The sequence below is a fragment of the Sphingomonas sp. SP4 genome, from assembly GCF_058313375.1.
In genome coordinates this window covers 240,062-263,777 of record NZ_JBZFLE010000001.1, presented here as the reverse complement: position 1 = coordinate 263,777, position 23,716 = coordinate 240,062, and the positions used below count along the sequence as shown (strand labels likewise).

26 protein-coding genes and 1 tRNA gene are annotated in these 23,716 nt (G+C 61.1%); 18 read left to right on the top strand and 9 right to left on the bottom strand.

Annotated elements, in window-relative coordinates:
- The first annotated feature begins 20 nt into the window (after positions 1-20).
- The 3 genes from AC4GYV_RS01395 to AC4GYV_RS01385 are packed head-to-tail and all read left to right on the top strand — an operon-like array spanning position 21 to position 2,517.
- Positions 21-1,328, top strand: a complete 1,308-nt coding sequence (locus AC4GYV_RS01395) for a mechanosensitive ion channel (RefSeq protein ID WP_491098881.1) — start codon at positions 21-23, stop codon at positions 1,326-1,328.
- Positions 1,325-1,669, top strand: coding sequence for an MmcQ/YjbR family DNA-binding protein (locus tag AC4GYV_RS01390; protein WP_491098880.1), 345 nt, complete (start codon positions 1,325-1,327; stop codon positions 1,667-1,669). Before AC4GYV_RS01395 ends, AC4GYV_RS01390 begins: the two co-directional genes overlap by 4 nt.
- Positions 1,666-2,517 (top strand): hypothetical protein, encoded by an 852-nt coding sequence (locus AC4GYV_RS01385; protein WP_491098879.1) that lies wholly within the window; start codon positions 1,666-1,668, stop codon positions 2,515-2,517. Before AC4GYV_RS01390 ends, AC4GYV_RS01385 begins: the two co-directional genes overlap by 4 nt.
- On the opposite strand, the gene AC4GYV_RS01380 is transcribed toward AC4GYV_RS01385, so the two are convergent.
- Entirely contained in the window at positions 2,512-3,339 is an 828-nt protein-coding gene (locus tag AC4GYV_RS01380; protein ID WP_491098878.1) for a helix-turn-helix domain-containing protein, read from the bottom strand. The genes AC4GYV_RS01385 and AC4GYV_RS01380 overlap by 6 nt on opposite strands.
- Positions 3,340-3,461: 122 nt before the next feature.
- Here AC4GYV_RS01380 and AC4GYV_RS01375 point away from each other — a divergent pair.
- The 5 genes from AC4GYV_RS01375 to AC4GYV_RS01355 all read left to right on the top strand — a co-directional run bounded on the left by AC4GYV_RS01375 (position 3,462) and on the right by AC4GYV_RS01355 (position 8,102).
- A tRNA-Thr gene (locus AC4GYV_RS01375) sits at positions 3,462-3,536 on the top strand.
- 99 nt (positions 3,537-3,635) lie between these two features.
- A complete protein-coding gene (locus AC4GYV_RS01370; protein WP_491098877.1) occupies positions 3,636-4,484 on the top strand; it encodes a bestrophin-like domain in 849 nt (282 codons plus the stop codon).
- Positions 4,481-5,929 (top strand): efflux transporter outer membrane subunit, encoded by a 1,449-nt coding sequence (locus AC4GYV_RS01365; RefSeq protein ID WP_491098876.1) that lies wholly within the window; start codon positions 4,481-4,483, stop codon positions 5,927-5,929. The genes AC4GYV_RS01370 and AC4GYV_RS01365 overlap by 4 nt, the downstream gene beginning before the upstream one ends.
- A complete protein-coding gene (locus AC4GYV_RS01360) occupies positions 5,926-7,059 on the top strand; it encodes an HlyD family secretion protein (protein ID WP_491098875.1) in 1,134 nt (377 codons plus the stop codon). Before AC4GYV_RS01365 ends, AC4GYV_RS01360 begins: the two co-directional genes overlap by 4 nt.
- A 2-nt stretch (positions 7,060-7,061) precedes the next feature.
- Positions 7,062-8,102 carry a DUF2955 domain-containing protein gene (locus AC4GYV_RS01355; protein ID WP_491098874.1) on the top strand — a complete coding sequence of 347 codons (1,041 nt, stop codon included), beginning with the start codon at positions 7,062-7,064 and terminating at the stop codon, positions 8,100-8,102.
- A gap of 49 nt (positions 8,103-8,151) precedes the next feature.
- Here the strand turns inward: AC4GYV_RS01355 and AC4GYV_RS01350 are convergent, their stop codons facing one another.
- Positions 8,152-9,162 carry an outer membrane protein gene (locus AC4GYV_RS01350; RefSeq protein ID WP_491098873.1) on the bottom strand — a complete coding sequence of 337 codons (1,011 nt, stop codon included), beginning with the start codon at positions 9,160-9,162 and terminating at the stop codon, positions 8,152-8,154.
- Positions 9,163-9,758: 596 nt separating this feature from the next.
- Here AC4GYV_RS01350 and AC4GYV_RS01345 point away from each other — a divergent pair.
- On the top strand, positions 9,759-10,523 hold the full coding sequence (locus AC4GYV_RS01345) for a sensor histidine kinase (protein ID WP_491098872.1): 765 nt from the start codon (positions 9,759-9,761) through the stop codon (positions 10,521-10,523).
- Here the strand turns inward: AC4GYV_RS01345 and AC4GYV_RS01340 are convergent.
- Positions 10,520-11,167, bottom strand: coding sequence for a response regulator (locus tag AC4GYV_RS01340; RefSeq protein WP_491098871.1), 648 nt, complete (start codon positions 11,165-11,167; stop codon positions 10,520-10,522). The genes AC4GYV_RS01345 and AC4GYV_RS01340 overlap by 4 nt on opposite strands.
- 336 nt (positions 11,168-11,503) lie before the next feature.
- On the opposite strand from AC4GYV_RS01340, the gene AC4GYV_RS01335 reads away from it, so the two are divergent.
- From AC4GYV_RS01335 to AC4GYV_RS01315, 5 genes are all read left to right on the top strand, one after another.
- Positions 11,504-12,310 (top strand): DUF2092 domain-containing protein, encoded by an 807-nt coding sequence (locus AC4GYV_RS01335; protein WP_491098870.1) that lies wholly within the window; start codon positions 11,504-11,506, stop codon positions 12,308-12,310.
- A 1-nt stretch (position 12,311) separates the two neighbouring features.
- Positions 12,312-13,139 carry a hypothetical protein gene (locus AC4GYV_RS01330; RefSeq protein WP_491098869.1) on the top strand — a complete coding sequence of 276 codons (828 nt, stop codon included), beginning with the start codon at positions 12,312-12,314 and terminating at the stop codon, positions 13,137-13,139.
- A gap of 18 nt (positions 13,140-13,157) precedes the next feature.
- The gene (locus AC4GYV_RS01325; RefSeq protein WP_491098868.1) at positions 13,158-13,682 is read left to right on the top strand and encodes a hypothetical protein; all 525 of its coding nucleotides are present in this window, start codon (positions 13,158-13,160) and stop codon (positions 13,680-13,682) included.
- Between the two features lie 169 nt (positions 13,683-13,851).
- A complete protein-coding gene (locus AC4GYV_RS01320) occupies positions 13,852-14,145 on the top strand; it encodes a hypothetical protein (RefSeq protein WP_491098867.1) in 294 nt (97 codons plus the stop codon).
- Between the two features lie 87 nt (positions 14,146-14,232).
- Positions 14,233-14,940, top strand: a complete 708-nt coding sequence (locus AC4GYV_RS01315) for a hypothetical protein (protein WP_491098866.1) — start codon at positions 14,233-14,235, stop codon at positions 14,938-14,940.
- A gap of 215 nt (positions 14,941-15,155) precedes the next feature.
- Here the strand turns inward: AC4GYV_RS01315 and AC4GYV_RS01310 are convergent, their stop codons facing one another.
- From AC4GYV_RS01310 to AC4GYV_RS01300, 3 genes are all read right to left on the bottom strand, one after another.
- Positions 15,156-16,187 (bottom strand): sulfotransferase family protein, encoded by a 1,032-nt coding sequence (locus AC4GYV_RS01310; protein ID WP_491098865.1) that lies wholly within the window; start codon positions 16,185-16,187, stop codon positions 15,156-15,158.
- Between the two features lie 72 nt (positions 16,188-16,259).
- Complete coding sequence (locus AC4GYV_RS01305; RefSeq protein ID WP_491098864.1) at positions 16,260-17,009, bottom strand: OmpA family protein; 750 nt, start codon at positions 17,007-17,009, stop codon at positions 16,260-16,262.
- Between the two features lie 599 nt (positions 17,010-17,608).
- On the bottom strand, positions 17,609-17,854 hold the full coding sequence (locus AC4GYV_RS01300; RefSeq protein ID WP_491098863.1) for a hypothetical protein: 246 nt from the start codon (positions 17,852-17,854) through the stop codon (positions 17,609-17,611).
- Between the two features lie 182 nt (positions 17,855-18,036).
- Between AC4GYV_RS01300 and AC4GYV_RS01295 the strand changes: the two genes are divergently transcribed.
- Both AC4GYV_RS01295 and AC4GYV_RS01290 read left to right on the top strand, forming a co-directional pair.
- Positions 18,037-18,714, top strand: a complete 678-nt coding sequence (locus AC4GYV_RS01295; protein WP_491098862.1) for a DUF3313 family protein — start codon at positions 18,037-18,039, stop codon at positions 18,712-18,714.
- A gap of 27 nt (positions 18,715-18,741) precedes the next feature.
- Positions 18,742-18,945, top strand: coding sequence for a hypothetical protein (locus tag AC4GYV_RS01290; protein ID WP_491098861.1), 204 nt, complete (start codon positions 18,742-18,744; stop codon positions 18,943-18,945).
- Here the strand turns inward: AC4GYV_RS01290 and AC4GYV_RS01285 are convergent.
- Positions 18,942-20,033 carry an AraC family transcriptional regulator gene (locus tag AC4GYV_RS01285; protein ID WP_491098860.1) on the bottom strand — a complete coding sequence of 364 codons (1,092 nt, stop codon included), beginning with the start codon at positions 20,031-20,033 and terminating at the stop codon, positions 18,942-18,944. The genes AC4GYV_RS01290 and AC4GYV_RS01285 overlap by 4 nt on opposite strands.
- 152 nt (positions 20,034-20,185) lie before the next feature.
- Between AC4GYV_RS01285 and AC4GYV_RS01280 the strand changes: the two genes are divergently transcribed.
- A complete protein-coding gene (locus AC4GYV_RS01280) occupies positions 20,186-21,295 on the top strand; it encodes an AI-2E family transporter (protein ID WP_491098859.1) in 1,110 nt (369 codons plus the stop codon).
- On the opposite strand, the gene AC4GYV_RS01275 is transcribed toward AC4GYV_RS01280, so the two are convergent.
- A complete protein-coding gene (locus tag AC4GYV_RS01275; protein ID WP_491098858.1) occupies positions 21,266-21,943 on the bottom strand; it encodes an ion channel in 678 nt (225 codons plus the stop codon). The genes AC4GYV_RS01280 and AC4GYV_RS01275 overlap by 30 nt on opposite strands.
- Positions 21,944-22,059: 116 nt before the next feature.
- On the opposite strand from AC4GYV_RS01275, the gene AC4GYV_RS01270 reads away from it, so the two are divergent.
- A complete protein-coding gene (locus AC4GYV_RS01270) occupies positions 22,060-22,887 on the top strand; it encodes an acid phosphatase (protein WP_491098857.1) in 828 nt (275 codons plus the stop codon).
- On the opposite strand, the gene xth is transcribed toward AC4GYV_RS01270, so the two are convergent.
- Positions 22,884-23,657 carry an exodeoxyribonuclease III gene (gene xth / locus AC4GYV_RS01265; RefSeq protein WP_491100356.1) on the bottom strand — a complete coding sequence of 258 codons (774 nt, stop codon included), beginning with the start codon at positions 23,655-23,657 and terminating at the stop codon, positions 22,884-22,886. The two genes, AC4GYV_RS01270 and xth, sit on opposite strands and share 4 nt — an antisense overlap.
- Positions 23,658-23,716 lie beyond the last annotated feature (59 nt).

Here is a 23,716-nt window from a genome sequence, read left to right as displayed (position 1 = left end):
TCAAACAGGGAGCAGACTGAATGTACGATCAGAGCGCCTATTGGCAGGCCCAGGCAATGAATTGGGGTCCCAAGGTCCTCATCGCTCTACTGATCCTCTTGGCCACATGGATCGTCGCTCGCGCCGTCCAGTGGGCCCTTCAAAAGGCGATCGACCGTACGCCCGCGCTCAAGAAACATGTCACGGGAACGCCCGACGAAACCGTTGGGCATCAGCTCGGGACCATAGCAAAGCTGATCATCTGGCTGGTCGGCATCATGGCCGCGCTGAGCTTCCTGGGGATCGCTCAGATCCTCGCACCCATCAACGAGCTGGTCACCGAGATCTTCGCCTTCCTGCCGCGGCTGATTGGCGCTGGGCTGATCTTCTTCGTCGGCCTGATCGTCGCCCGGATTGTCCGACGCCTGGTCTACACCGTGCTGGTTGCGGCCAACATCGACGGCCTGCTTGCACGGATCGGCATAGGCTCGACCGAGGGCACGGTCCGTACGGATCCGAACTCCGTGCCACCCGGCGCCTCGCCCGGCGCGACGCGCGCGAGCCTCGCCAAGGCTGCGGGTGTTCTGGTCTATGCGCTGATCATCATCCCGGTCGCGATTGCAGCGCTTCAGGTGCTCGGCATCGAAGCGATCTCCGGGCCCGCGATCACCATGCTCAACGAAATCCTCGCGGCCATTCCGCGGGTGCTCGCTGCAGCGCTATGGATCGGCATCGCCTTCGTCGCCGCTCGCTTCCTGAAGTCGATCATCGAGGCAATCCTCCCGCCGACTGGCTTCGACGACGCGATCCGCTCGACGGGGGTCCTTCCGGCCCGTTCGAGCCCGTCACGGATCGTCGCCAACATCGCCATGATCGCGATCATCCTCGCCGCGTCGATCGAGGCTGCGAAGCAACTTGGCGGCGACACGATCGCCATCTTCCTGATCCAGGTGACCGAGCTCGGCAGCAAGGTGATCTTCGGAACGCTGATCGTGGTCGCTGGCGTGTTCCTCGCCCGGATCATCTCTAACCTCGTCGGCAGCGGGACCGGCGAAGGCGGGTTCGCTCAGACGATCGTCCGCTACGCGATCATCGCCTTGTTCACTGCGATTGGCCTGACCTTCATGGGTCTTGCCGATCAGATCGTGATGCTGGCGTTCGGCCTGATCCTCGGATCGGCCGCGGTCGCGACCGCGCTGGCATTCGGCCTTGGAGGGCGTGATGCCGCGTCTCGCGTGGCGCACCATTGGGCCGATCGCATGACTGGCCCCGCGGCGCGGCCAGCGCCGCCGAAGCGCATCCGAGGTGCGCCTACTGAATCCGACGACAGCCAGCCGCCTTTGGTATGACCTGGGAGGAAGCGGTTGCTTTCGCGCTGTCGCTTCCGGATACGGAGCTGTCGACTAGCTACGGCAAGCCCGCCGTAAAGGTCGCCTCGAACGGACGCGCGTTCCTTTATCCTGGCCATGAGTCCGGCACGTCCTTCGGCGTCGGCATCGACGTCGGCACGATCGAGATGCTGAAGGAGACGGAGCCGGATACCTATTGGCAGACGCCGCATTACGAAGGCTGGCCCGCGGTGCTCGTGCGCTATGACGCGGCCGACGAGGAGCGTGTCCGAGACGTGATCCGGCGCGGTCGTGACTGGTCCGCAGCCCTTCCGAAAGCCAAGCCTCGCAAGCGCAAGTGAACCGTTTCGCCAGCTACGTCGCAATCGATTGGTCTGGCGCGAAGGGGCGCCGCCATAAGGGCATCGCCATTGCCGAAGCGCGCGGCGACGCCGCACCTCGCCTGATCCGCGCCGGCCACATCTGGTCGCGTGAAGAAGTGCTGTCTTGGCTCTTGAAGCGCGCCGCGAAGGAGCCGACGCTCTTTGGGTTCGACTTCAGCTTCGCGCCACCGATCATTGAGCATGGCGAATATCTCATCGGCGAACCCGATGTGCCGAAGACCGCCCGGGAGTTCTGGGCCTACGTCGAGGCCCGTTCGTTCGATGAGGATCTGGGGGCCGCGAGCTTTCTCGAGATCGCGCACCGGCCGCACTTTTATTTCGGCATTGCGGACGGGGTGAAGGCCGACTTCGTTCGCTTCCGCCAGTGCGATGCACGGCTGAATGCGCAAGGCGGCCGAAAGACGGCGAGCGCCTATGATGCGATCGGCGCGGCGCAAGTCGCCAAGGCAAGCTTCTCCGGCATGCGCTTCCTCCATCGCCTCGACGGCAGGGTCGCGATCTGGCCGATGGATCCATTACCGGAGCACGGAAGCGCGGTCGTGGAGATCTACACACGCATTTACCTGCGGCGGGCCGGTCTCAGCGGGGTTAAGCTGCGCAGCCGCGCCGACTTGAACCTTGCGCTGAAAGGCCTCGGCAGTCCCCCCGCCCGCCTCCGCTTCGAGCCCAACGACCATCAGACTGACGCGCTCGTGACCGCTGCTGGAATGCGTGCCCTCGCTCAGCTGGAACCGCGAGCCTTCAGGCCCCACGGCCTCACCGACGAGATCGCACGAAGCGAAGGCTGGACCTTCGGCGTGCTATGACTTCGGCTTCGGCTCGATGCGAGAGTAATAGAGGAAGAAGGCCAATCGCTCCGGCTTGCCTTGGCCCCCACCAAACTGGCCGCCTTCGTTCTTCAGCCCGAACTTCGCGAGATCGTCTGGAAGCGGCGCCACCTGCAGATCTCGAACGGCCACGTTGACCGGTGAGTTAGGGTCGTCCTGTTCGCGCTTCGAAGTCGAAGACAGGATATTCCCAGCGACTTCACAGATTGTGGTCGCGCAAGTTACCCGAAGCACGTTTCCGTCCTTGCCGATGAGCGGGATCTGCATCACGCGTTCGCGGATCTGCGCTTCGATGCGCGGCGCCCAGTTGGGATCGCGCCCCTCCTTGCGCACTTTCGCATGGAAGTCGGCGAGGTCGGGAGATCTCGGCATGGGTGCCCCGAGGAGAGGCTCAACGTCGTTCGTGGGCGCCGGGGCTTGTGTGACCAATGCTGCGGCCGTCGCGGCGATGAAGAGCAATCCGGTCATGGCGATGACTCCGCGATCATAGCGCCGCCGTTCGGCGCGTGACGCGACCGGCGTTGGCGCAGCTCCATCTTCGCTGCCCACCCCAATTTGCTCGTCACGAATTTCTTGTGCCTTGAGCAGCCTGGCGAGCTCGCGGCTGCTCCCCACACCGGTCTTGCGCCGAGCCTCGCGAAGCCGTTCGTTCACCGCCGCGACGCTTGTGTCGAGTTCGCTGGAGATGCTCTTCGCCGTATGACCTTCCGCCAAAAGGCCAAGCACTTGTCGCTCCGCCCCGTTCAGGCGGGCCAAATCTACGCTACGATCGACCTGAGCCTGGTTCACCGCACTAGCCACCACCTCTGAATGCCTTGCGGAAGCGCGAAGAGGCTAGCCCAATTTTCTTGGGCTGTTGCGGTTGATCTTACACGCCGAGGGGTGGACGCGCGGCGCAGTTTGACCCAAATGCGGCGTCGGGAGCCGGCTTAGCACAGTGGTAGTGCAGCGGTTTTGTAAACCGAAGGTCGGGGGTTCAAATCCCTCAGCCGGCACCATGATCACCTAGGTATTGTTCCCTAGTGGTCTCGCGGAATCCCCGTATTCATTTCCCGGGACGGCCCTGCCTACCATCCTCCTGAAAAGGAGCGGGCCGAATGATTGCCGGATCGTTCTCGGATTGGCTGGCAGGTCTGTCCGTTCCGGTCGTTGTGGTCGGGACGTTCGGGGTGATGCTCGGCGCTGCTGTCGCGGGGCACCGCATCTCCCACATGCAGAAGGTTCAATACCGCGGCCGGGAAGCTGCGGAGCCCGAATCATCGGTAGCCCAGGAAGGATATCTGCTCGGAGCCGTCCTTGGCCTGCTGGGCCTGCTTCTCGCCTTCACGTTCGGGATGGCGCTGAACCGGTACGAGGTTCGCCGCGACCTTGTGACCAAGGAAGCCAACGCAATCGGCACAGCCTATTTGCGGACGCAATTGCTTGATGAGCCCTATCGTGCCCTGCTCAGCAACCTGCTGGTTCAGTATACGGAGAACCGCATTGCCTTGGCCAAGGAGGGCAAAGGCGGCGGTGCTCATTTGGCCCGCAACGATCAATTGCTGACCAATATCTGGACTGTCGTGCGGGCCTCCCGCGAGTCCGCTCTCGCGCATGGCCTGACCACGACGCTGCTCGTGACCTTCAATGAAGTGATCGACCTCGACACGGAACGGAAGATCGCCTGGTCCTTGCGTGTTCCGGTCGAGGTTCTCGTGCTCCTTATCGTCTACCTTGGAGTCACAGCCTTCGTCATCGGCCATCAGGTCGACGGGCCGAGAGGAAAGAGAGCAGCGGCGCTGCTGTTTGGGATGACCTCGATCTCGATCGGAATCATCTCGGACATCAATCGTCCGATGTCCGGCCACGCACTGGAATCTCAGAAGCCGATGGAAATGCTCTTGGCTTCTCTCAAGGCCCAGCCTCCCGCGGTGTTCGACCGCTTCAACCCGGTGGGCCGATCATGAGGGGCGCCCGCGGGATCGCGCTCGGCGTGAGCCTAGTTCAGCTCGGCGCCTGCGTGCAGGGCCCGGATTACGTCAAGCCCGCCGTCGCGACGCCCGCCAAGTACCGATCCGCCCCTCAGGTCTCGAGCCTTGCCGTACCCGCCTCAAACGAGGCTTGGTGGACCGGGTTCGGCGACCCAAAGTTGAATGCGCTGGTCCAGGAGGCGCTTGCTCAAAATCGCGACCTCCGCATTGCTACGGCGCGCGTAGACGAGTTTGCGGCGATCCTCGCCGGAACGCGATCTCAAGCCTACCCGCAAATCGGTTATGATCTGAACGGGACGCGGTCCCGAGCAAGCACCGACAAGTTGCCGGACTTCATCGATCCAACCGGCACCACGTGGACCAGCCTGCTTTCGGCTAGCTGGGAGATCGACCTCTGGGGCCGCATCCGCCGAGAAACGGAAGCCGCGCGCGCTAACTTATTGGCCACCGAAGAAGCACGGCGCGGCGTCACGCTCACCCTCATCTCGTCAGTGATCATCGGTTACATCACCCTGCTCGACCTCGACGAGCAACTTCGAGTGTCCGAAGCCACGGCATCCGGCCGGAAGGAGTCCGTCGACGTATTCGAGAAGCGCCTGAAAGCCGGCTGGATATCCGAATTCGAAATGGCGCAAGTGCGCAGCGAATATGAAGCTGCGCTCGCCTCCTTGCCGCCGATCAGGCAAGCCATCGTCAGTCAGGAAAATGCGCTCTCCGTGCTGCTCGGCCGCAATCCCGGCCCGATTGCACGGGCCACACCGCAGGAGCTGGACACGTTCCACCAATTGGCCGTCCCTGCGGGACTTCCGTCGGAATTACTGACGCGGCGTCCGGACATCCTTCAAGCCGAGCAGCAATTGATCGCATCAAATGCGCTGATTGGTGCCGCCCGGGCACTCTTCTTCCCGAAGATCACGCTGACCGGCTTGTTCGGGTTCGCGAGCGGCTCGCTCGGGCATCTCTTTCGGGGGCCTTCGCGCACCTGGCAATTCACGGGAGATGTGGCTGGGCCGATCTACACCGGCGGCGGGCTCACGTCGGCAGTGAACCAGGCGGAGGCGAGACGCGAGCAATCGCTGAACAACTATGAACTCGTTATCCAGAACGCCTTCCGCGACGTGGATGACTCGCTTGCCGACGTACAGCACAGTGCTGAGCTTCGCGACGCGCTGCGAAACCGAGTGAGCACATTACAGCGCGGCGTCCAACTAGCCCGTGCACGTTACGAGAATGGCTATTCGGATTATCTTGAGGTGTTGGACACGGAGCGCAGCCTGTTCTCCGCGCAGCTGCAGCTCGCTTCTGCGCGCGGCGATTATCAGCGTGCGCTCGTCAACCTCTATCGCGCGCTTGGAGGCGACTGGACGACCGTTCCCTTGGATCCGATCAATGCCGAGCCAGTCAAGGCGAAGGGCAAATGAACGAGCAGGCCGTCGCGACTGAAATCGACGTCGGCGACGCGAAGCCTGCGCCCGCGCAAGCAAACCCGATCCGAAAAATCATCCTGGTCGCGCTCATCCTGCTGCTGGTACTCTTCGTCTACCACATTCTCTCCGACCGTTACACGCCGTACACCTCGCAGGCGCGGGTCGAAGCCTTCCTGACGCAAGTATCCCCAGAGGTGGCTGGGGACGTCCTGCAGGTCAGCGTGAAGGACAACGGCACAGTCCGTAAGGGGCAGTTGCTGTTTCGGATCGACCCCGAGCCTTACGAAGTCGCAGTCCGTTCGGCCGAGGCGAACCTGTCGGTGGCTCTGCAAGCAGCCGACGTTTCTGTGGCGGATGTGGCCGCGGCTCAGGCCAAGCTCAGGAAGCAGCGCGTGGACCTGGCCGCCAATGAGCAATTGGGCGGCATCGTTACGGGCCTCGTCGACCAGAAGGCTCTCGCCGAGACCCAAGGAATTCGGGCCCGCGCAGAGGTTGCGAAGACGCAGGCCGATGTGAAGGGTGCCCAAGCAGACCTTCAGAAAGCACTGGCCAATCTCGGCGCGCCCGGGATGAACAACCCAAAGGTGAAACAGGCGCTCGCAGCTCTCGAGCAGGCCCGCCTAGATCTACGAAATACGGAAGTGCGTGCGCCTTCGAATGGGGTTGTCACCAACCTCCGCCTTGCGACCGGACAATATGTTGCACCTGGTCAGCCGCTGCTCAGTTTCCTGGAGAGCGGACCGCGCTGGATCTCGGCTGATTTGCGGGAAAACCAGCTTGGGAATGTGAAGCCCGGCCAGAAGGTCACGATCGCTTTCGACGTTCTTCCGGGCAAGCTTTTCAAAGGGACCGTCAACAGCGTCGGTTTCGGCGTCAGCCAGGGCGATGAGGCCCCGAACGGCCAGCTTTCGACCATGCCGAAAGACCAAGGTTGGGTCCGGGATCCGCAGCGTTTCCCGGTACGGATCCTCGTTCTGCCCGAGGAGGCGAAAAAGGCGGGCATCGACGTAGGACGCAGCGGCGCTCAGGCGAACATCATTATCTACACGAGCGACAAGTCGATCATGAACCCGATCGGCCGGCTATGGATGAAGGTCGTCGCGCTGATGAGCTACCTGCAATAACCATGGCCACGGCGCTCAAGCTTCGACGCAGGGCGCTCGACCGCGCCGAGACAGCAGCTCTTCACTTCGTCCTTCGCTTCGCTTTCGGCACAACTGCAGCCTTCGTCGCTTGCGAGTTCATGGGCTGGCAGCCCTCGATCATGGCACCTGTCCTCGCAGGCGTCCTCATCGCAAACCTGCCCGTCTCGCCTCCGCTCAAGGTCGGCGTCGTGCTCATGCTGGTAATGGGGGCGTGCGCCTGGCTCGCTTTCCTGCTGACGACCTGGTTCCACCAAACGCCTTACCTCGTTTTCGGCATCGTCGGCTTCATCTTGTTCCTTGCGTTCTTCGGCCTTGCGCAGGCGAAGGGCCAGCTTCCATTGACGCTGCTTCTGGTCTGCTTTGCCGTCGTCCCGGTGGTCACCCTCACCCAGTCGGAATTTGCCGGCATTTTGCCGGGGCTATTGACCCGATCCATGATACTGGCGGTCGGCTTCACATGGGTCGCCTTCGCGATCTGGCCTCTCCCCTCGCCCAAGCCCACCGATCCGCCTGCACCGCCGCTTGCGAACCCTGTCGTTGCGGCTGCAATCGGCACCGCAATCGTGTTGCCCGTGATGCTGATCTATCTGATGTTCGGTCTGACAGACGCCATTCCGGTCCTGCTCACGACCGTCCTGCTCGTCGCGAAGATGGAGGAAGAGCGCAGTGCGGCGACCGGAATAGCCAAGTTGCTTGGCAACTTCCTGGGAGGATTTATCGCCGTCGCAGCTTACTACCTGCTGCAGGTCGCTCCTTCTCTCGTAGCTCTTGCCCTGATCACGTTCCTGATCGGGGCGGGATTTGGGCCGGTAATCGTGAAGGGCGGAGCGAAGGGAGGCAGCGCATTGCTATCCTATAACGCCACCATGGTGATCTTCGGGCTCGCTCTACTGAAAGGACCCGCAAACTCCGGCACATGGGGCGCGCGCGTGGTTCAGTTTGCAATTGCCACGACTTTCGCCGTCGGAATGATGAGCCTTCTGATGCCGCGCCTTAAGCGTCAGCCAGCTCAATCCAGCTAAGAAAAAGGGGCCCTCCCATGCTTGCACGGGAGGGCCCCAAAGCGAGGACTTACCGTCCGCCGCGCTCGCCCTTCTCCACGGGTGGTGGAGGAGGCGGTGGCGGAGGCGGTGCAGGGCAGGTCGCCGTGGCCTCGATTACCGAGCCATCCGGGCACGTCTGCGTCGCCGGAGGCGGCGGAGGCGGCGGAGGCGGCGGCGGTGGGGGCGGCGGCGGTGAGCCGAAGTTGTAGACCAGGCTCGCCAGCAAGCTCCACGTCTTGAACCGAGCGTGCGAGTCGGTGCCGATCACTGCATTCGTGGTCTGAACAACGGTCCCATCGCCTGGAACGGCTACCAGAGTCGGATTGCCAGCAAATGCGAGTGTGTCACCGCTGCTGATCCTACCCGTTTGGAAGTAGCGGCCCTTCAGGCCGATATCGATGTTGCCGCTGACCGGATAGTAGACGCCGGCGATCGCCTGCCACGCGAATTTGCCCTGGCTCTCGTTCGCGAAGTGAACGCCCGCATATCCGGCGCCGACGCCAAGGTATCCGCCAATACTGTCGTTACCCCCGAGATCGAGGAGCGCGTTGGCCATCGCCGACCAGACATGAAGATTGTTGTTGGTGCGGAAGTCATTGACCACGATCGGCCCCAAACCTGGAGCGCCCGGATCCGGTGCCACAGAGGGACGATTGAGGTCCGAATTGATCTCGGTCAGGAAGTCATCGCCGGCACGCGCGTTGACCTTCGCGGTCTTGTAGCCGAGCTCGCCTTCGAGCCGGAAGATGCCGAAGTCATATCCGGCGATCAGGTCGCCATCGAACCCCGTCTTCACGTTGAAGTTGAAGGGGTTCCTGAAGGTAAAGTCCGATGGACCTGCCGGAATGTTCGGCGGCAAGGTTCCGCCGCTGACAGGGAAGGTATCGTTGGTCGTCGTATAATCTACGAATGCCTCACCGCTAGGATTTGATGGGAAGGTGACGCCCAATTCTAGGCCCGTATACCAAGAATGGTCTTTGGCCGCCGCCGGCGTGGCGATGACGGTCGCCGCTACGGTTGCAAGCAATAATCTGCGCATGTTGGTCTCCTTGCCTAATTCACGGTTGCTCAGGCCGGCACGCGCTTCAGCGCCCCCTGAACGCTGTCAGCTCGACAAGCATCGAACCCGCTTATCTTCATGAATATCGGGAGGAATCCGGACACGATTTAATGAAGCGAAACTTGTGGCAATTCGGCCACAACTGCCTTTCCGCTAATCAAGGGTGCGGGTTTGTCCCGCAGTAGTAGTCCGCGCCGGCGAACCCTTCCTCGTGGGAAAGCCGCAAACAACCTTGACCAATGCGACCATCGCAGCCCCCGCTCCGAAACACTCGGGCGTTGCTGCAAACTCCCGTCCAATTGCCATCGGAAGCTGGGTATCGAGGGGAGGCAGAATTAACCAGATTTCGAGTTCGTTGCGCCTCGGAAATCTTCAGTAAAACTACTTAGTCACAACCATGTAACGCACGATCCTTAGGGGTTTCCGAGTGACTCTCCACAGACAATACAGTAAACGATCCACAGTCGAGTCATCTCGCCACTGAGTCGCGTTCGGGTGGCAAACAAGCGGGGGCCTGCGAGATGCGCTATCAGCGCCTGGATTACCAGGGAGTTGTTTCAGGTGGAGGGGAAAAAGTGCTTCGGCCGCCAACCCTTCCAGCACCCGAAAATGTGATCGAGGTTGTAGACGAGCTTGCCGATACTGGACCGGCTTCGCCGATGTTTCAGTGGTTCGATCAACCGGACAACCCGCACGTCGGGCACGGCCAGGTCTTGGACCAGCTGCTTCGAATTCACGAGTACGAGCGCCAGCGCCTGGGGCAGGAACTGCATGATTCCGCGGGGCAGCTTCTAGTCGCACTTCAACTGAGCGTTGCTCACCTGCGCGCGGTCGAGGCGGACTCCGCTCACGACAATCTGCTGGACGAGATCAACGATACTGTGCGGCAAATCGACCGCGAAATACGCGCCCTCGCTTTCCTTCATTACCCCATGGAATTGAGCGACCGCGGCGTATGCGCTTCGGTGCAATCACTGGTCCGCGGTTTCGAGCGCCGCACCGGTATTTCCACCAGCTTCACCTGCGTGAGCGATACGAATGATCTGAATGAGCCAACCGCGATGGCCCTACTTCGGATCTCGCAAGAGGCGCTGGTCAATGTGCACCGGCACGCTCATGCGACTTCAGCGCGCGTTACGATCAGGAAGAACAGCCATTTCGTCGACCTTGTTGTCTCCGACAACGGTGTCGGGCTGCCTGCGGAGGTTCAGAGCCATGCACGGGGGATTGGCCTTCAAGGTATGAAGCACCGCGCTGAGTCGTTGGGTGGGACGTTCCGCGCTTCCAATATGAAACGCGGAACTCGGATTCACGTAAGCCTGCCCCTGAAGACGGCCTAAGGCTGGATCAGCTGGTTGCGCACCGCATAGCGCACCAGGTCGGCAGTCGTTCTCAGCTTGAGCTTACGCATGGCGCTGGCGCGATGCGTTTCGACCGTCTTGACGCTAATGTTCAGTCGCTGAGCAATTTCCTTATTGATGCGGCCTTCAGCGACTTGCTGCACGACCTCGCGTTCGCGGTGCGTGAGGCTGCTCGCGAGTGACGCCGGCTTGCTCTCGAGAAACTGGTTGAGCAGCGCATCGGATATCGCTCCCGAAAAGTAGGAGCGGTGTATCGACAATGCGTCGAGCGCGGCGATCAAATGCTTTTCCGTGTCCGACTTCAACACGAATCCGCGAACCCCGGCGCGCAACACGTCCATGATGATCTCCTCACGGTCGTGCATCGTGTAGATGAGGATTTCGATGCGCGGGAATTCGCGCTTCAGGGCGTGGGACAAGTCGAAGCCGTTGAGTTCCGGCACCGAATAATCGAGGATTGCGATGTCGGGCCGGGTTTGTCTTGCGAGGTCCAGCGCGGAACGGCCGTCCGAGGCTTCGCCCACTACTTGGTAATAGGGCTTGGTCTCCAGAAGCTGGCGTACTCCACGACGAACCGCGTCGTGATCGTCGACAATGATGATGCGACGGATCGGGCTCGTCATAGGTTTACCAGCTCATCGTCTCCGGGCTCCGTTACGCGAACTTCACACAAAACATTTTCCCCTGTTTCTTCGCACACATACTCCGGACACGAAAGAAACATGGCGCATCGTTGCGGAGCGGAATGGCCTTTCCAATCGGGGTAAACCCGACATCCGCGCGAAACCGTAATAATTGGTCTGAGGAAACTTTTCGCGCCCGAACAAAGTGCTGCGAACATCGCTGCACATCAGGGACGTCACCCCCTCGGCATCAGGGGTTAGCCTGATGAAAGATCTGCGTGGGGGCTGGTAGGTCTATCGCTGAATTCCTGCACGTTCGCTCATGGAGAATGACGCATGAAGCTTCTCCCCAGTACGGCAATCGCGCTTGCGCTCAGCATCACCGCGGCGAGCGGTCCGGCACCCGCTCAGACGTCAAAGCCTAGCACGAGCTTCCCAAGCTCCGCGATCAAAGATCCCGTCGCAAATGAAGGCGTGGTCGAGGATGAGGCGATCGACGCGCTCAAGGAAATGAGCGCCTATTTGATGCAGGCAAAGACGCTTGGGATCGTTTCTCAGGGTAGCCTGGATGTCGTGACTGACGATGGGCAGCGAATCCAACTCGACGGCACGACCACGTACAAGGTTCGCCGTCCTGGCTTTGTCATCGATTATGTCAGCGACATGAAGAGCCGTCGATTTATCTACGACGGCAAGACCTTCACCGTTTATTCGCCCAAGCTCGGCTTCTACGCGAGCGTCCCGGCGCCGGCGACCAACCGCGAAGTGCTGGACACGATCTATAACAAGTTCGGCATCTCCCTGCCGCTCGAGGATCTGTTCCTCTGGTCAGATCCTTCGCACGCTCAGAGGCTGCAGGCCTTCAAGTCCGCCTACAAGATCGGAACAGCGACCATCGATGGCGTTGAGACGGATCACTACGCGTTCCGCGAAAACGATGTCGACTGGGAAGTCTGGGTGCAGCAGGGAGACCAACCCCTGCCTCGCAAGCTAGTCATCGTCGACCGCACCGACCCGGCTCGCCCGACCTTCATCTCGCGGCTCAGCTGGCAGATCAATCCGAGCTTCTCGGACGCGGATTTCACCTTCGTTCCTGACGCAAACGCCAAGCGCATCCAGCTGGCGACGTACAAAGGAGATTGAGATGCACGGCCGTCTCTATCGCTTTGCAGTGCTAAGCGCATTCGTTGGCCTCATGGCCTATTCGATCCAAGAAGCCGAAGCCCGCGGCGGTGGTCGCGGCGGCGGCGGTCGCGGGGGCGGCGGCGGCTTCAGCCGTGGCGGCTCCACGGGCATGAGTCGCGGCGGCGGCGGCGGGTTCAATCGTGGTGGCGGAAGCTTCAATCGCGGGGGTGGCGGAAGCTTCAATCGCGGGGGTGGCGGTTACGGGGGTTCAGGGTTTAGCCGAGGCGGCAGCTACAGCCGTCCTGGTGGAGGAGGCTACAGCAGACCCTCCACGGGTATCAACGGCGGCGGCCGTGGCAACTATGCTTCGCAACTTCCGGCGGGTGGTCGCGGAGGAAACTTCCAACGACCCGGCCAAGGCGGCGGCGGCGTACAGCGTCCGGGCCAACTTCCCAGCAGGCCCGGTCAGGGCGGCAGTGGTACGCGGTGGAATGGCGGCAACAACATCAACAACGGCAATCGGAACAACTTCAACAACAACAATTTCAACCGCAACACGAATGTGAACATCGACAACGGTTGGAACGGTTGCTGCAACGGTTGGAACGGTTGGGGCGACTATCCGCTTGGCGCGGGGATTGCCATCGGCGCAGTCGCGGGAATGACCGCGGCGGCGATCGGTTCGGCTTATTACGCGCTGCCAGCAGGCTGCAATCCATACGCCTATTACGGCTACAATTATTACAGTTGCGGCGGCGCCTGGTATCAACCGCAATATGAAGGCGACACGGTCGTCTATGTGACGGTACCGAACCCACAGACCAATCCGACCCCGCCGCCACAGTAGCGCGAGAACGCATCGGCAATGGCGACGATCAATCAAGAGCAGGGCGACCGGGACAAACCCCAAGCGCCCCGCGTCCCCGTCGCCGCGGCGATAGCCCACAACTTTCTGCCAGCTGAAGCCTCCGCGCCGTCGGACGTCCAGCGCCTTTTCGTGTTCTTCCTTCTCGGCGCGCTAATCGATCTCGTCGTGCTCGGATTGTTCGCGGATTATTCCGAGAAGGTCCACGTTGCCAACTTCACGACGATGCTTCTCGCGTCTGTCGTGCTTCAAATCCTCCTGAAACTCACGATCGTCGCTGAGCACCGCATTCTCGCGCTGTTCAAAGGCAAGACCGGCGCAGCCTGGAAGACGCTGAAGTTCTTCGTCGCGTGGCTGATCCTCTTCGGGTCCAAATTCGTATTTCTGGGAATCCTATCGATGGCGTTCGGCAAGGACCTCCACTTCGGTGGGGTTTTGCACGGATTGGTGTGGTTGATCCTGGTGGTCGTGACGATGGTGGTCGCCGAGGAACTGGTTGTCCGGCTCTATCGGAGGCTCGCGTGACGGGCCGTTGCGGCATCCATGAAAACCCGAGCCCGCTTTCAGGGGTTCTGCCTAATGAAAAGACCTGCGTTTCATATAACGCATTAACGGCCGTTGTTCGGCTTTGTCACTGCATGGGAGGCGAGCCAGGCCTCGGCCGGGCAAGCTCAACGATAAGAGGAGTAAGGATATGCCCTTGCTAAGTAAGAGCATCGCGGCCGTCGGAATGACGGTGGTGGCCGGCCTCAGCCTGACCGGATGTGCCACCGAGAGTTACGTCAACAAGCAGGTTGCAGTCGTGAACGACCGCGTCAGCCAGCTCGAAGCCCGGGTTGGCCAGGTCGATCAGACGGCGCAGGCTGCCAACAGTGCGGCGCAAGCCGCGGGCGCCGCGGCGCAACAGGCGAATGGCCGCATTGACCAGCTCACGAGCCGCGTCGATGCGATCGAGCAGCAGCTCGCGCGGAAGAAACCGCGGAACTGACGCTCACCTCGCGGAGTTCGGCGTTCGTTCCCCCGTCGGACTCCGCGTGCCCACTTTCGAAGTTAGATCAAGGTTGGACATTCAATCATGACCACTCGCGCGACGGCGGTAATGATCGCATTCGCGGCTTTTGCCATTGGAACCACGCCCGCAGGCGCACAGAGCGTTGATGTGGCGCCCGAAGCGACCACGCCGGCAGCAGACGTCCAGGCAGCAGATTTCCCCACCGGAGACGGCGCCCAGGTGACCAACTGGGTCATTGCGACGCACGACAATGGCGACCTTCCCTTCATCGTCATCGATAAGGTGGCTGCCGAGATGTTTGTATTCGACAGCAACGGGCAGCCCCTCGGTCGTGCTCCCGTGCTCGTTGGCATCGCGAAGGGCGACGATTCAACGCCGGGTGTCGGCGATCGCGAACTATCGCACATCCCGGTGTCGCAGCGGACCACGCCCGCCGGCCGCTTTCTCGCAAAGTTCGGCGCTGCCAGTGGCCACGCCAAAGGTGTCCTTTGGGTCGACTACAAGGACGCGATTTCACTCCATCCGGTCGTAACGGCCCACCCGAAAGAGCATCGGATGCAGCGGATCAATTCGGCGACCCCGGACGACAATCGCATCACCTTCGGTTGCATCAATGCCCCCGCCGCTTTCTACAAGTCCGTGGTTGAGCCGCTTTTCCGTAAGAGCGGAGGAATGGTGTACGTCTTGCCTGAAACGAAACCGCTGCATGAGGTATTCGCCGCGATGCCGGGGCAGGATCTGCCGTCCAACGTGGCCACCATTTCACAGTAAGGCTCTGAGCGAGAAAGAAGTCGGGACTTTGCCCGATATGTCCTCTCTAACAGGAGGCGTATTCGAGCCGTAAGGTCGCCGCGACCTTTCCCCCCTTGAGAGTGGCGACCTTGATCGAGGTACGCCGGCTACTTCTCTCGTTCAGGCAGGTGACCTCAGGCGAGGCTCGCAAGGGTGCGACCCCTCTTTCATGCTTGCGAGCCTCGCTTTGCTTTTCAGGCAGTGCGGCGACCGCCAGGCTTGGGCCATGAAGCCGCGACAGAGGCTGTCTCCTTCGGTGCCGAAGCTGCAGATCCATTCTCAGTGGGGACAAGCCAATGGCTGAGGTCTCGTCCGATTAGAGTGCCAAGCTTTTCGACCTCGCCTTTGAAGTGCTCGCGGATCTCGCGCTGTACGCTCAGCGGCAGGCGTTCCGCTGGGGCGGACGTTCGGTTCCAGACGAGCAGTCGCTTCCGCAATGACATCACCTTTCCGGGTGTCTTGGCCTGATCAGCCTCGTCGGTGTCGCGGCTGCGGTTGAGATATTTGTCCGCCGCCAAGTGCCTGGACATCAGGATAGGTGGTCGCTTCAGCAGGCGCTGCAACCAAGGCGAACGAACCGCCTTTCCCGGCCGTTGGCGCGCGAACTCCATGCCGGCCTGCGGCTGCAATCCGCAAAATTCCATTAGTTTGCGATATTCCCCCTCAGGGTCGGCGCTTAAGTCATCGAAGATCACCGGGTGACAGCGCTCACGCCCGACCACGTTATAGAGCCGCTCGAGATAGGTCCCGAATTTCGCAGCCTCGTCATAGCGGAGCCACCGCGGCTCCAGACAGCGCGCAGGGATCTTTCGGCCCTGCGCCCGATCGGGCACCGCGGCCCAGGCTTTCGCGAAGGTGCCGAGACTTTCATCCCCCATGAACACAAGTCGGCGATGAAGCGACGGAAGCATGGTGAGCGGATCGCGGAAGGCGATGACGAACTTTGCATTCGGCCAAAGCCGCAAGATCGGTTCCAGCTGCTCCGGTGCGTACAGGTAGGTGACCGAACAGTCGACACCGACGCGCCGACCTTCACCAGCGCTGAAGAAGCGGTCGAGATATTCACGCTCGACGCGTGACTTCAGCTCGCTGTCCGAAAGGCTTCGGAGGTCGTTTCGCGCGAAATAATGCGGTTCCTTGACCGCAGGAAAGCGGATCGCCGGGTGCGCCTTGAAGAAATGGGACAAGGTAGTCGTCCCACAACGCGGCGCACCAACGACGAACACGAACCGTTCAAAATCAGCGACGCCAACCAACCAAATCGTCCCCTGCGCGATATCCGGTCGATATCTAGAGCGTCATTGTTTCAGATGAGCCGCGCTGGTCAACACGCGGACCGTCACTTTCCGGGCGCCCTGAAGCTCTGCAGCGCTGGGCTTGTCGACGGGAATGTGCATCTCGCCCATGGCCGATGCTCCCAGGACTCGGCCCGGCAGCACCTTCCCACTCTGCTTCAGATAATTGATGACCGTCTGGGCCCGCTGGTTGCTTAGGCGCTGGTTGGCAGCCTTGTTTCCCTTGGGATCGGCATAACCAAGCACGGAGATCACATAGCCCTTCATGCCGGCGGCCTGCTCCGCAAGCTTGAGAAGCTCCTGCTTGTCCGACGGGCTGACTGCTGCGCTGCCGGACTTGAAGTAGATGTTGTGTTCCGCCCGGACGTCCCATTCGCCCATCTTCGAATAAGCGGTCCTGAGCTCTTCCTGGCCAGCCTGGATCTGCGCGGCCGTCTTGAAGTCCTTGGCCTTGTACTCGACCTGCCGCGCGACATTGCCGTTCGCCTGGATTGTCACCGGAAGGCCCGGGATCAACGCGGTCTGCGGGACGTCCTTCTTCTGACCGCCGAGGGCGCCTGAGATGGAGCGCACGCGTGCGTCCTTGGGCAAGGTAATCGTCTGGTTACCGGCCGGGGTTTTTACCGTCAGCTGACCGTCTCGGTTGGTAACGATAATTCCTTCAATCTGATGCGTCTGTGCGAGAACCGGTGCGCTGTAGAGCGCGATGGCTGCAGCGCCAGCGATCAGCATGCGATATGCCGCGTTTTTCATCCCCAATCTCCTTCGCACCCCGGTCGCCAACTCGGCGTCCGTCGATCGATTTGGGTATGCTTGACCCCGGGTACCTTCCATCAGGGGAAACCCTCGCGAGGCATCGGTAGAGCCACGCGGATTCCGCCCAGCGGAACCCCCTGCCCGTATTTACCTAGTCACTATTGGCAGCTTGCCCGCCCAAGCGCATCAATTCACAATGACTTCCGCCGGCGAGTAGGCCCGCCTTTGCATCCCTCCCCAGACCCCCGAAGGCGGGCCTACCACTTTTTCCATGGCCCACGCGCCGAGCAACTTATCCCGTTTCACCTGCGTTAAGGTCGACTGGGCATAATCCCGAATAACTGGAGACTACTCGCGCGCATCGAAGGAGTCGCGCTGACGGGTTGGAGTGAAGCGGTCGCAGATGGATAATTACAGGTCGCCTTCCGATCAGGCTCGGGGATCGGATCGGCACGATGCCGCCAGCGTGGTGGAAGCGATCCGGGCCGACTTTAGTAGTCTCGTAGAAATCTTCGAGCGGCAGCTAGCTGAGATGGACGCCCACACCCGCCCGCACATCTCGCAAGCGAAGGCGGCGGCCGAGCGCGGCTTGCAGCTCAGCAAACATCTACTGGAGGCGATTCGAGCTTCTGAGTAGCGTCCGGGCGGCCGAGGCGCTCCGCGCGTTCCCGCAGCATGTGGAGCTCTTTCGCGTAGGCCTGATTAACGAAACGCCGGAGGCTCCAGTCCGCCTCCATCTTACTTACCAGAGCTGTGAGATCCTGGGCGAGATCCGCTGCCTCGAGTTCGGCGGCGTTCGATCGACGGTCGGTCCTGCCAACGCCTTCGCGGCCAAATCGCATGAGCTATCTCCGCCTGCCATTGTACCACTGACGGCGGCCGCAGCCTACTGCGGGTAATTCCCCAACCTGACACCTCACGAACGAAGAAGCTGAGCCATATGCCCCTCAGGGTTTCCGCCGATGGACTCGCTAGGGCCTGAAGCCTGATCAGTCAGTCACGTCTTGGCAGCAGGAACCGTGCATTGACCCGCCACCTCGTCTTCGCCGTCGCATTGGCAGGCGCCATGCTGATGTCCGGAAGCGCTGCGGCGGCGGCTCCTCCCCCGACTTGGGATGGGCTGGTTCAAGTCCCGTCGAAGCGGCTTAAGCTGGTCTACCTGGCGCCAGGTGCGGATTTCCGAACCTATAGCAAGGTGATGATCGATCCGACCGAAATCGCTCTCGAGAAGGGTTGGCTCCGGGATTACAACATGTCGACCTCATCGATGTCGGGCCGAATCTCGGATTCCGAAGCTCAGAAGATGATCAGCGAGGCAATTCCCGTCGCGACGGAGATCTTCAGCAGCGCGTTCAGCAAAGGTGGGTTCACCGTCGTCACTCAGCCCGGTCCCGATGTTCTGCGGGTGCGCACCGGAGTGCTCAACATAAGGGTGAATGCTCCCGACACGAACTCCGCTGGCAGATCCTATAACTTCGCGCCGGAAGCAGGCTCGGCAACGCTCTTCATTGAGGGCCGCGATTCTCTGACGGGGGCGCTCCTTGGCCGAGCCGTCGATCAACAAGTCATTGGGGACACACCCGGCGCCTGGCGGACTTCGGTCAGTAACCGGGGCGACTTCCGCGATGCGGTCGAAAGCTGGGCCAAGATCAGCGTCAACGGCCTGAACGAACTGAAGACTCTGTCACCGATCCAAAAATAGGGTGCGACATCTAGCGAGGGACTATCCATGAACAGTCAAAGACTTGTCAGCCTTGTCGGTGCGCTCGTTTTCCTCGTCGTGGCAGCGGTCGCTCTCTATCGCTTGCTATTCTATTTCGAGATCACGATCGGCAGTCACCGCGTTGGTCAGGTCGCGACATTCTTCGTCTTCGTGGCAAGTGCTGCAATTAGCCTGATGATGTTCCGAGGCTCCGGGAAGGCTCAATACTAGATCACTGCACAGGGGTCCTCGGCGACAGGCGCACTGATGTGGGCTTCGTTCCGCCGCTGCATCAGCCGGCGCCATGAACTGGGCGGCATTCCAAACTCCGAGATGAACCACCGCGTGAACGAGCTCTGCGTCGAGTAACCCGCCAGCTCAGCAACTGATGTGATCGATTGATCCGAGCTCGCCAAATAGCGCGATACGAGGTCACGGCGGGTTTCGTTCAGAATGTCGGTGAAGGACTTGCCCTCACGGACAAGCCTCCGCTGCAACGTGCGAACCGGCACGTCGAGGCTGTTTGCCGCGCCTTCCACGTTCGCCTGACCGTTCGAGATGAGCATCGGGATTGCCGCCCGGATCCTCTCGTACATGCTGTCCGGCTGTCGAATGCCTGGCATGAGGTCGAGCAGCCTCCGGGCGTGAACGGTAAGCTCGGGATCAGAAAAGGCGTTTGGCAAGTTCAGGCTGGAAGACCGGAAGGACATCCCGTCAAAATCGCTGTCAAAGTCGAGAGAGCAGCGAAAAATACGCCTGAAGGTTGAAATGTGGCGGGGCACGGCATGCCTGAAATGGATGCAGTCCGGGTGGAAATCGCATCCCGCACCATGGACAAGAACACGATATGCAACGGTCGCCATGAGGTTCACGCCCTGCGAACTGTGGATGCCTGGGATGAGGCTCCACTCCAGCGCCGCCTCGCGATCGTCGCGCCGCAAGACAGTGTACATCAGCTCGTTGATCAGGCGACGATACTCGATGCCCGCCTTGAGGATGTCGCCGAAGGTGCTCTCATGCCGAAGCAGGACGCTGACCGGACCGAGGCTAGGGAAAGTCCGACACGATCCCAGCAGCACCGCAAAGTCGTCACGGTTCGACTGAGCAGCCGAATCCTCCAGCAAGCTCACCAGTCGAGTCCCGGGAATCCAATTCTCGGGATCGCTCAGCGAATTAGGATGCAACCCTGCGCGGCCGAGCATCACATAGGGGTCCAGCCCCACTGAGCGTGCCACCTCGCAGTAATTGGTAAGCGTTACCGCGCGAACTCGTGCCGACAATGAACCGCTCCTACCGCGCGCTGCTGCGCAGTGGTCCATGGATATGCGAGGAAAACGGGCCGCGCAGTGCGCAAGATTCCCGATGCGCTACGGTAAAGCCCTGATACCCAAAACAGGCATTCACCCTAAGGATTGGCGCAATGCGTCGATGCGCGTCAGCTTACGCGCGGCCTCTAACCGAGGGGAGTGCCATGATCGACAAATCGGCGGGCAAATCGAATGTCGGCAACCTCATCGAGGTGCTGCTGCCGCTTCTGCTCCTCGCACTGCTGATAGCACTTTGCATTCAGCTCCTGCTACCGTTCGTCGGCCTCTTGCTCTGGACCATCATTCTTGCCGTCTGCTTCTTCCCGCTCCACAAGAAGCTGATCGCTCGGGGAACCAGTAACCGTGTCTCCGCCATCCTGATCGGCACGGTGCTGGTAGCGCTCATCCTGATCCCAACGGCCATTGCCGCGATCAGCGCCGCAAGCAGCGTGCCGGGATTCATCGAAGCGCTCAAATCCGGCAAGGAGCATGTTCCCGGTCCACCGCAGACCTTGTCGGACGTACCCATCGTTGGACTGAAGCTTCACGCCGCTTGGGCTCAGGCTGCGAATGATATGCCGGGCTTCCTTCAAAAGTTCGGCCCGCAGCTGTCGACCTTCAGTAAATGGCTGCTGCACGAGGCAGGGGGGATGATTGGCGCCGTCCTCGGTCTCGTATTGGCGGTCATCCTTGCGTCGATCACGATCGCTTATGCCGACGCTACGCGGGCCTTCATCGCCTCGATCCTTGCGCGGATTACGGGCACTCGTGAACGCGGCGAGCATTACATGTCGGTCATTGGAGCGACGATCCGTTCGGTTGCGAATGGCGTCATCGGCGTCGCGTTCGTTCAGGCGCTTCTGGTAGGCGTAGGCTTCTTCGTGATAGGAATGCCTGGCGCGGGGCTGCTCTCGCTGCTCGCGATGGTACTCGGAGTCCTGCAGGTCCCGGTGGTCCTTGTGACCTTGCCCGCAATCGTTTGGGCATTCAGCACCCAGAGCATGACAGTCGCGATCATTTTCCTCATTTGGGAAATCGTCGCTGGCCTCAGCGATGCCGTGCTCAAGCCCTTACTGATCGGCCACGGCCTAGAAGTCCCGATGCCAGTCATCCTCCTCGGCGTGATCGGCGGCGTGATCGCTTATGGCTTGGTTGGGCTCTTCATCGGCGCAGTCTTGCTTGCGGTAGGCTATGTTCTCTTCCGCGAATGGCTCGATAATCCGGATCGCCGTGAGGACGCCAAGCTAAAGGTCGCGCGGACGGCTGCCGAATAGGCCGATCAGGCGCGCGACCATCACCGCCAGGAACAATTGGCCGCTGATCACTTCGAAAACTGCGACCCCGCGCGCCAGATCGCTTTTCGGCAGGATGTCGCCATACCCAAGCGTCGCCAGTGTCACGAAGCTGTAATAGACCGCGCCGGCATCATTAAGGGATGTGGGTGACGCGATACTTCCCGGCCACAGCCGCTCCATCCCCAGATAGATCTGTCCGAAGAATAGCCCAGCAAGCAAATAGGCGCTTAGCGCTGCATACATTGTCTCGCTGTGCACGTCAGAGGCGGTGATCACGAAGCGGAGCGCTCCGCCTGCAGCGAGCAATCCCGTAAGCCCTACGATCGCGACCATCAGGCCCGCATTGATCGGAATATCGTCACGTTCGGAGATCAGGCGGATTGCGAGCAGGACGATGACCCCAAAAGCGAGGGCCCACCGCGTATGCTTGGTGCTGTTCGGCATAACCGCCGCGAGTAAGCAGGCACCAAAAAGAACGCGTATTCCCTTCGCCGGGAAGCCCATGCTTTCAGCGATGGGCAGCACAATGAGCATGGCCAAGGAGGTAAAGAAAAGGATGGTGTAGCGATGCGCGCCATACGCCTGCCAAAAGCGGGTATCCCGAACCGGACGCCGAGCCTGGTCCATATCCTCCCCTTTGCCACCGATTTTGCGGCATCGGCCAAACCATCCGAACAGTCGATCAGGCCTATTCCCGATAGGCAGACGACGACCAGCGGAGCATCGGGCACCGGGGTATCACGATGCCGCACGCTGCAGTCTATGTCGCAGTGCCGGTCCTGGCTGTCGTGGCCGTAGCGACGGTCACGGTGCAGCGCTGGATGCCAAGCAACGTGCGCGCAACGCAAGCCGCTAGAGCCGATCGTGCAAAAACTTACCTCTTCCCCAACAGCCTGCCGGACAGCCTAAGCTTTCTTCCTCCACCCCCTGAAGCAAGCTCTGCTCGCATGTCTCGGGACATTACGGCTCGCGATGCAGCACTCAGGTTCAAGGGCACCGAGCGCTATCAGCAGGCCATCGCCGACTCCCATTTTTCGGACGCCTCGACGGTTGGAGCATTCGACTGCGCCTTTGGGACCGAAATCAGCCGCGAGAAAACGCCGAAGCTTTATAATCTACTGACTGCCATGCGGGTCGATGTCCGGGCTTCAGCCTACCCCGTGAAGCGCAAATATATGCGCGCACAACCTTATGTGGCTTACCACACTGCGGTCTGCTCGCCTGCGGACGAGGAGTTGCTCAAAGGAGAGGGCTCCTATCCGTCCGCGCGTGCGGCAGTCGGATGGGCGTACGCGCTTGTGTTGGCAGACCTGAACCCGTCGAAAAGCGATGCCATCCTGCAGCGTGGCCGCGACTTCGCACAAAGCAGGGTCGTCTGCGACGCGGCCTGGCAAAGCGACGTGGACGCCGCTCTGTCCCTCGCAACTGAGGATGTGCTTCGACTGAAGAAGAAGGCTGCATTTCAGGCGGATCTGGAAGCCGCTCGCGCCGAGGTTTCGGAGCAACTCCGCTTAGGAACGTCGCGCCCTACGGGTTGCGTGAAAGAGGCCCTTGCGCTCGCCGCTCGCTAAACTTCGACTTCGATCCATATCGGCCCGTGATCGCTGGTCTTTTCCCAGCCGCGAGGCGTCCGGTCGACGCCCGCAGCCTTGAGGGACTTCGCCAGAGCGGGACTCAGAAGCGCGTGATCGATGCGGATGCCCGCGTCCCGCTGGAATGAATTCCGCCAATAATGCCAGAAGGTATAGATCCGCTCGTCCGGATGGAGATGACGGATCGCGTCGGTCCATCCTTGCGCGACCAGCTCCGCATATTTCTTGCGCGCCTCGGGCGCGAACAACGCGTCCTTCGCCCAGCGTTCGGGCTTGTATACATCCTGCTCCGTCGGGATGACGTTGAAATCGCCGATCAGCACCGCTGGCAAACCGCTATCGAGCAGTTCGCGGGCATGGGCATAGAGTCGATCCATCCAGGCCAGCTTGTAGTCGAATTTGGGTCCCGGCCACGGATTGCCGTTGGGCGCGTACATGTTGCCGATCAGGATGCCGCAGATCGCCGCTTCGATGTAGCGGCTCTGCTCGAGATTGGGATCGTCCGGGAGAGCCCGCCGAGTCTCGACCGGATCGCCGACGCGGCTGAGCAACGCCACACCGTTCCAGCTCTTCTGGCCGTGCCAGATCGCCGAGTAGCCGAGCGCTTCCACCGCTTCGCGCGGGAAGGCTTCGTCGGTGCATTTGAGCTCCTGCAGCCCGACAACGTCCGGCTGGAACTCCTCGAGCCAGCGCGTCAGCACGTTCAGCCGGGAGTTGATACCATTGATATTGTAGCTCGCGATCCGCAAGCGCCGCTTCTTTGCCATCAGCCTTAGGAACTCATCGAGGCGAAAAGTGTTCTAGGCGC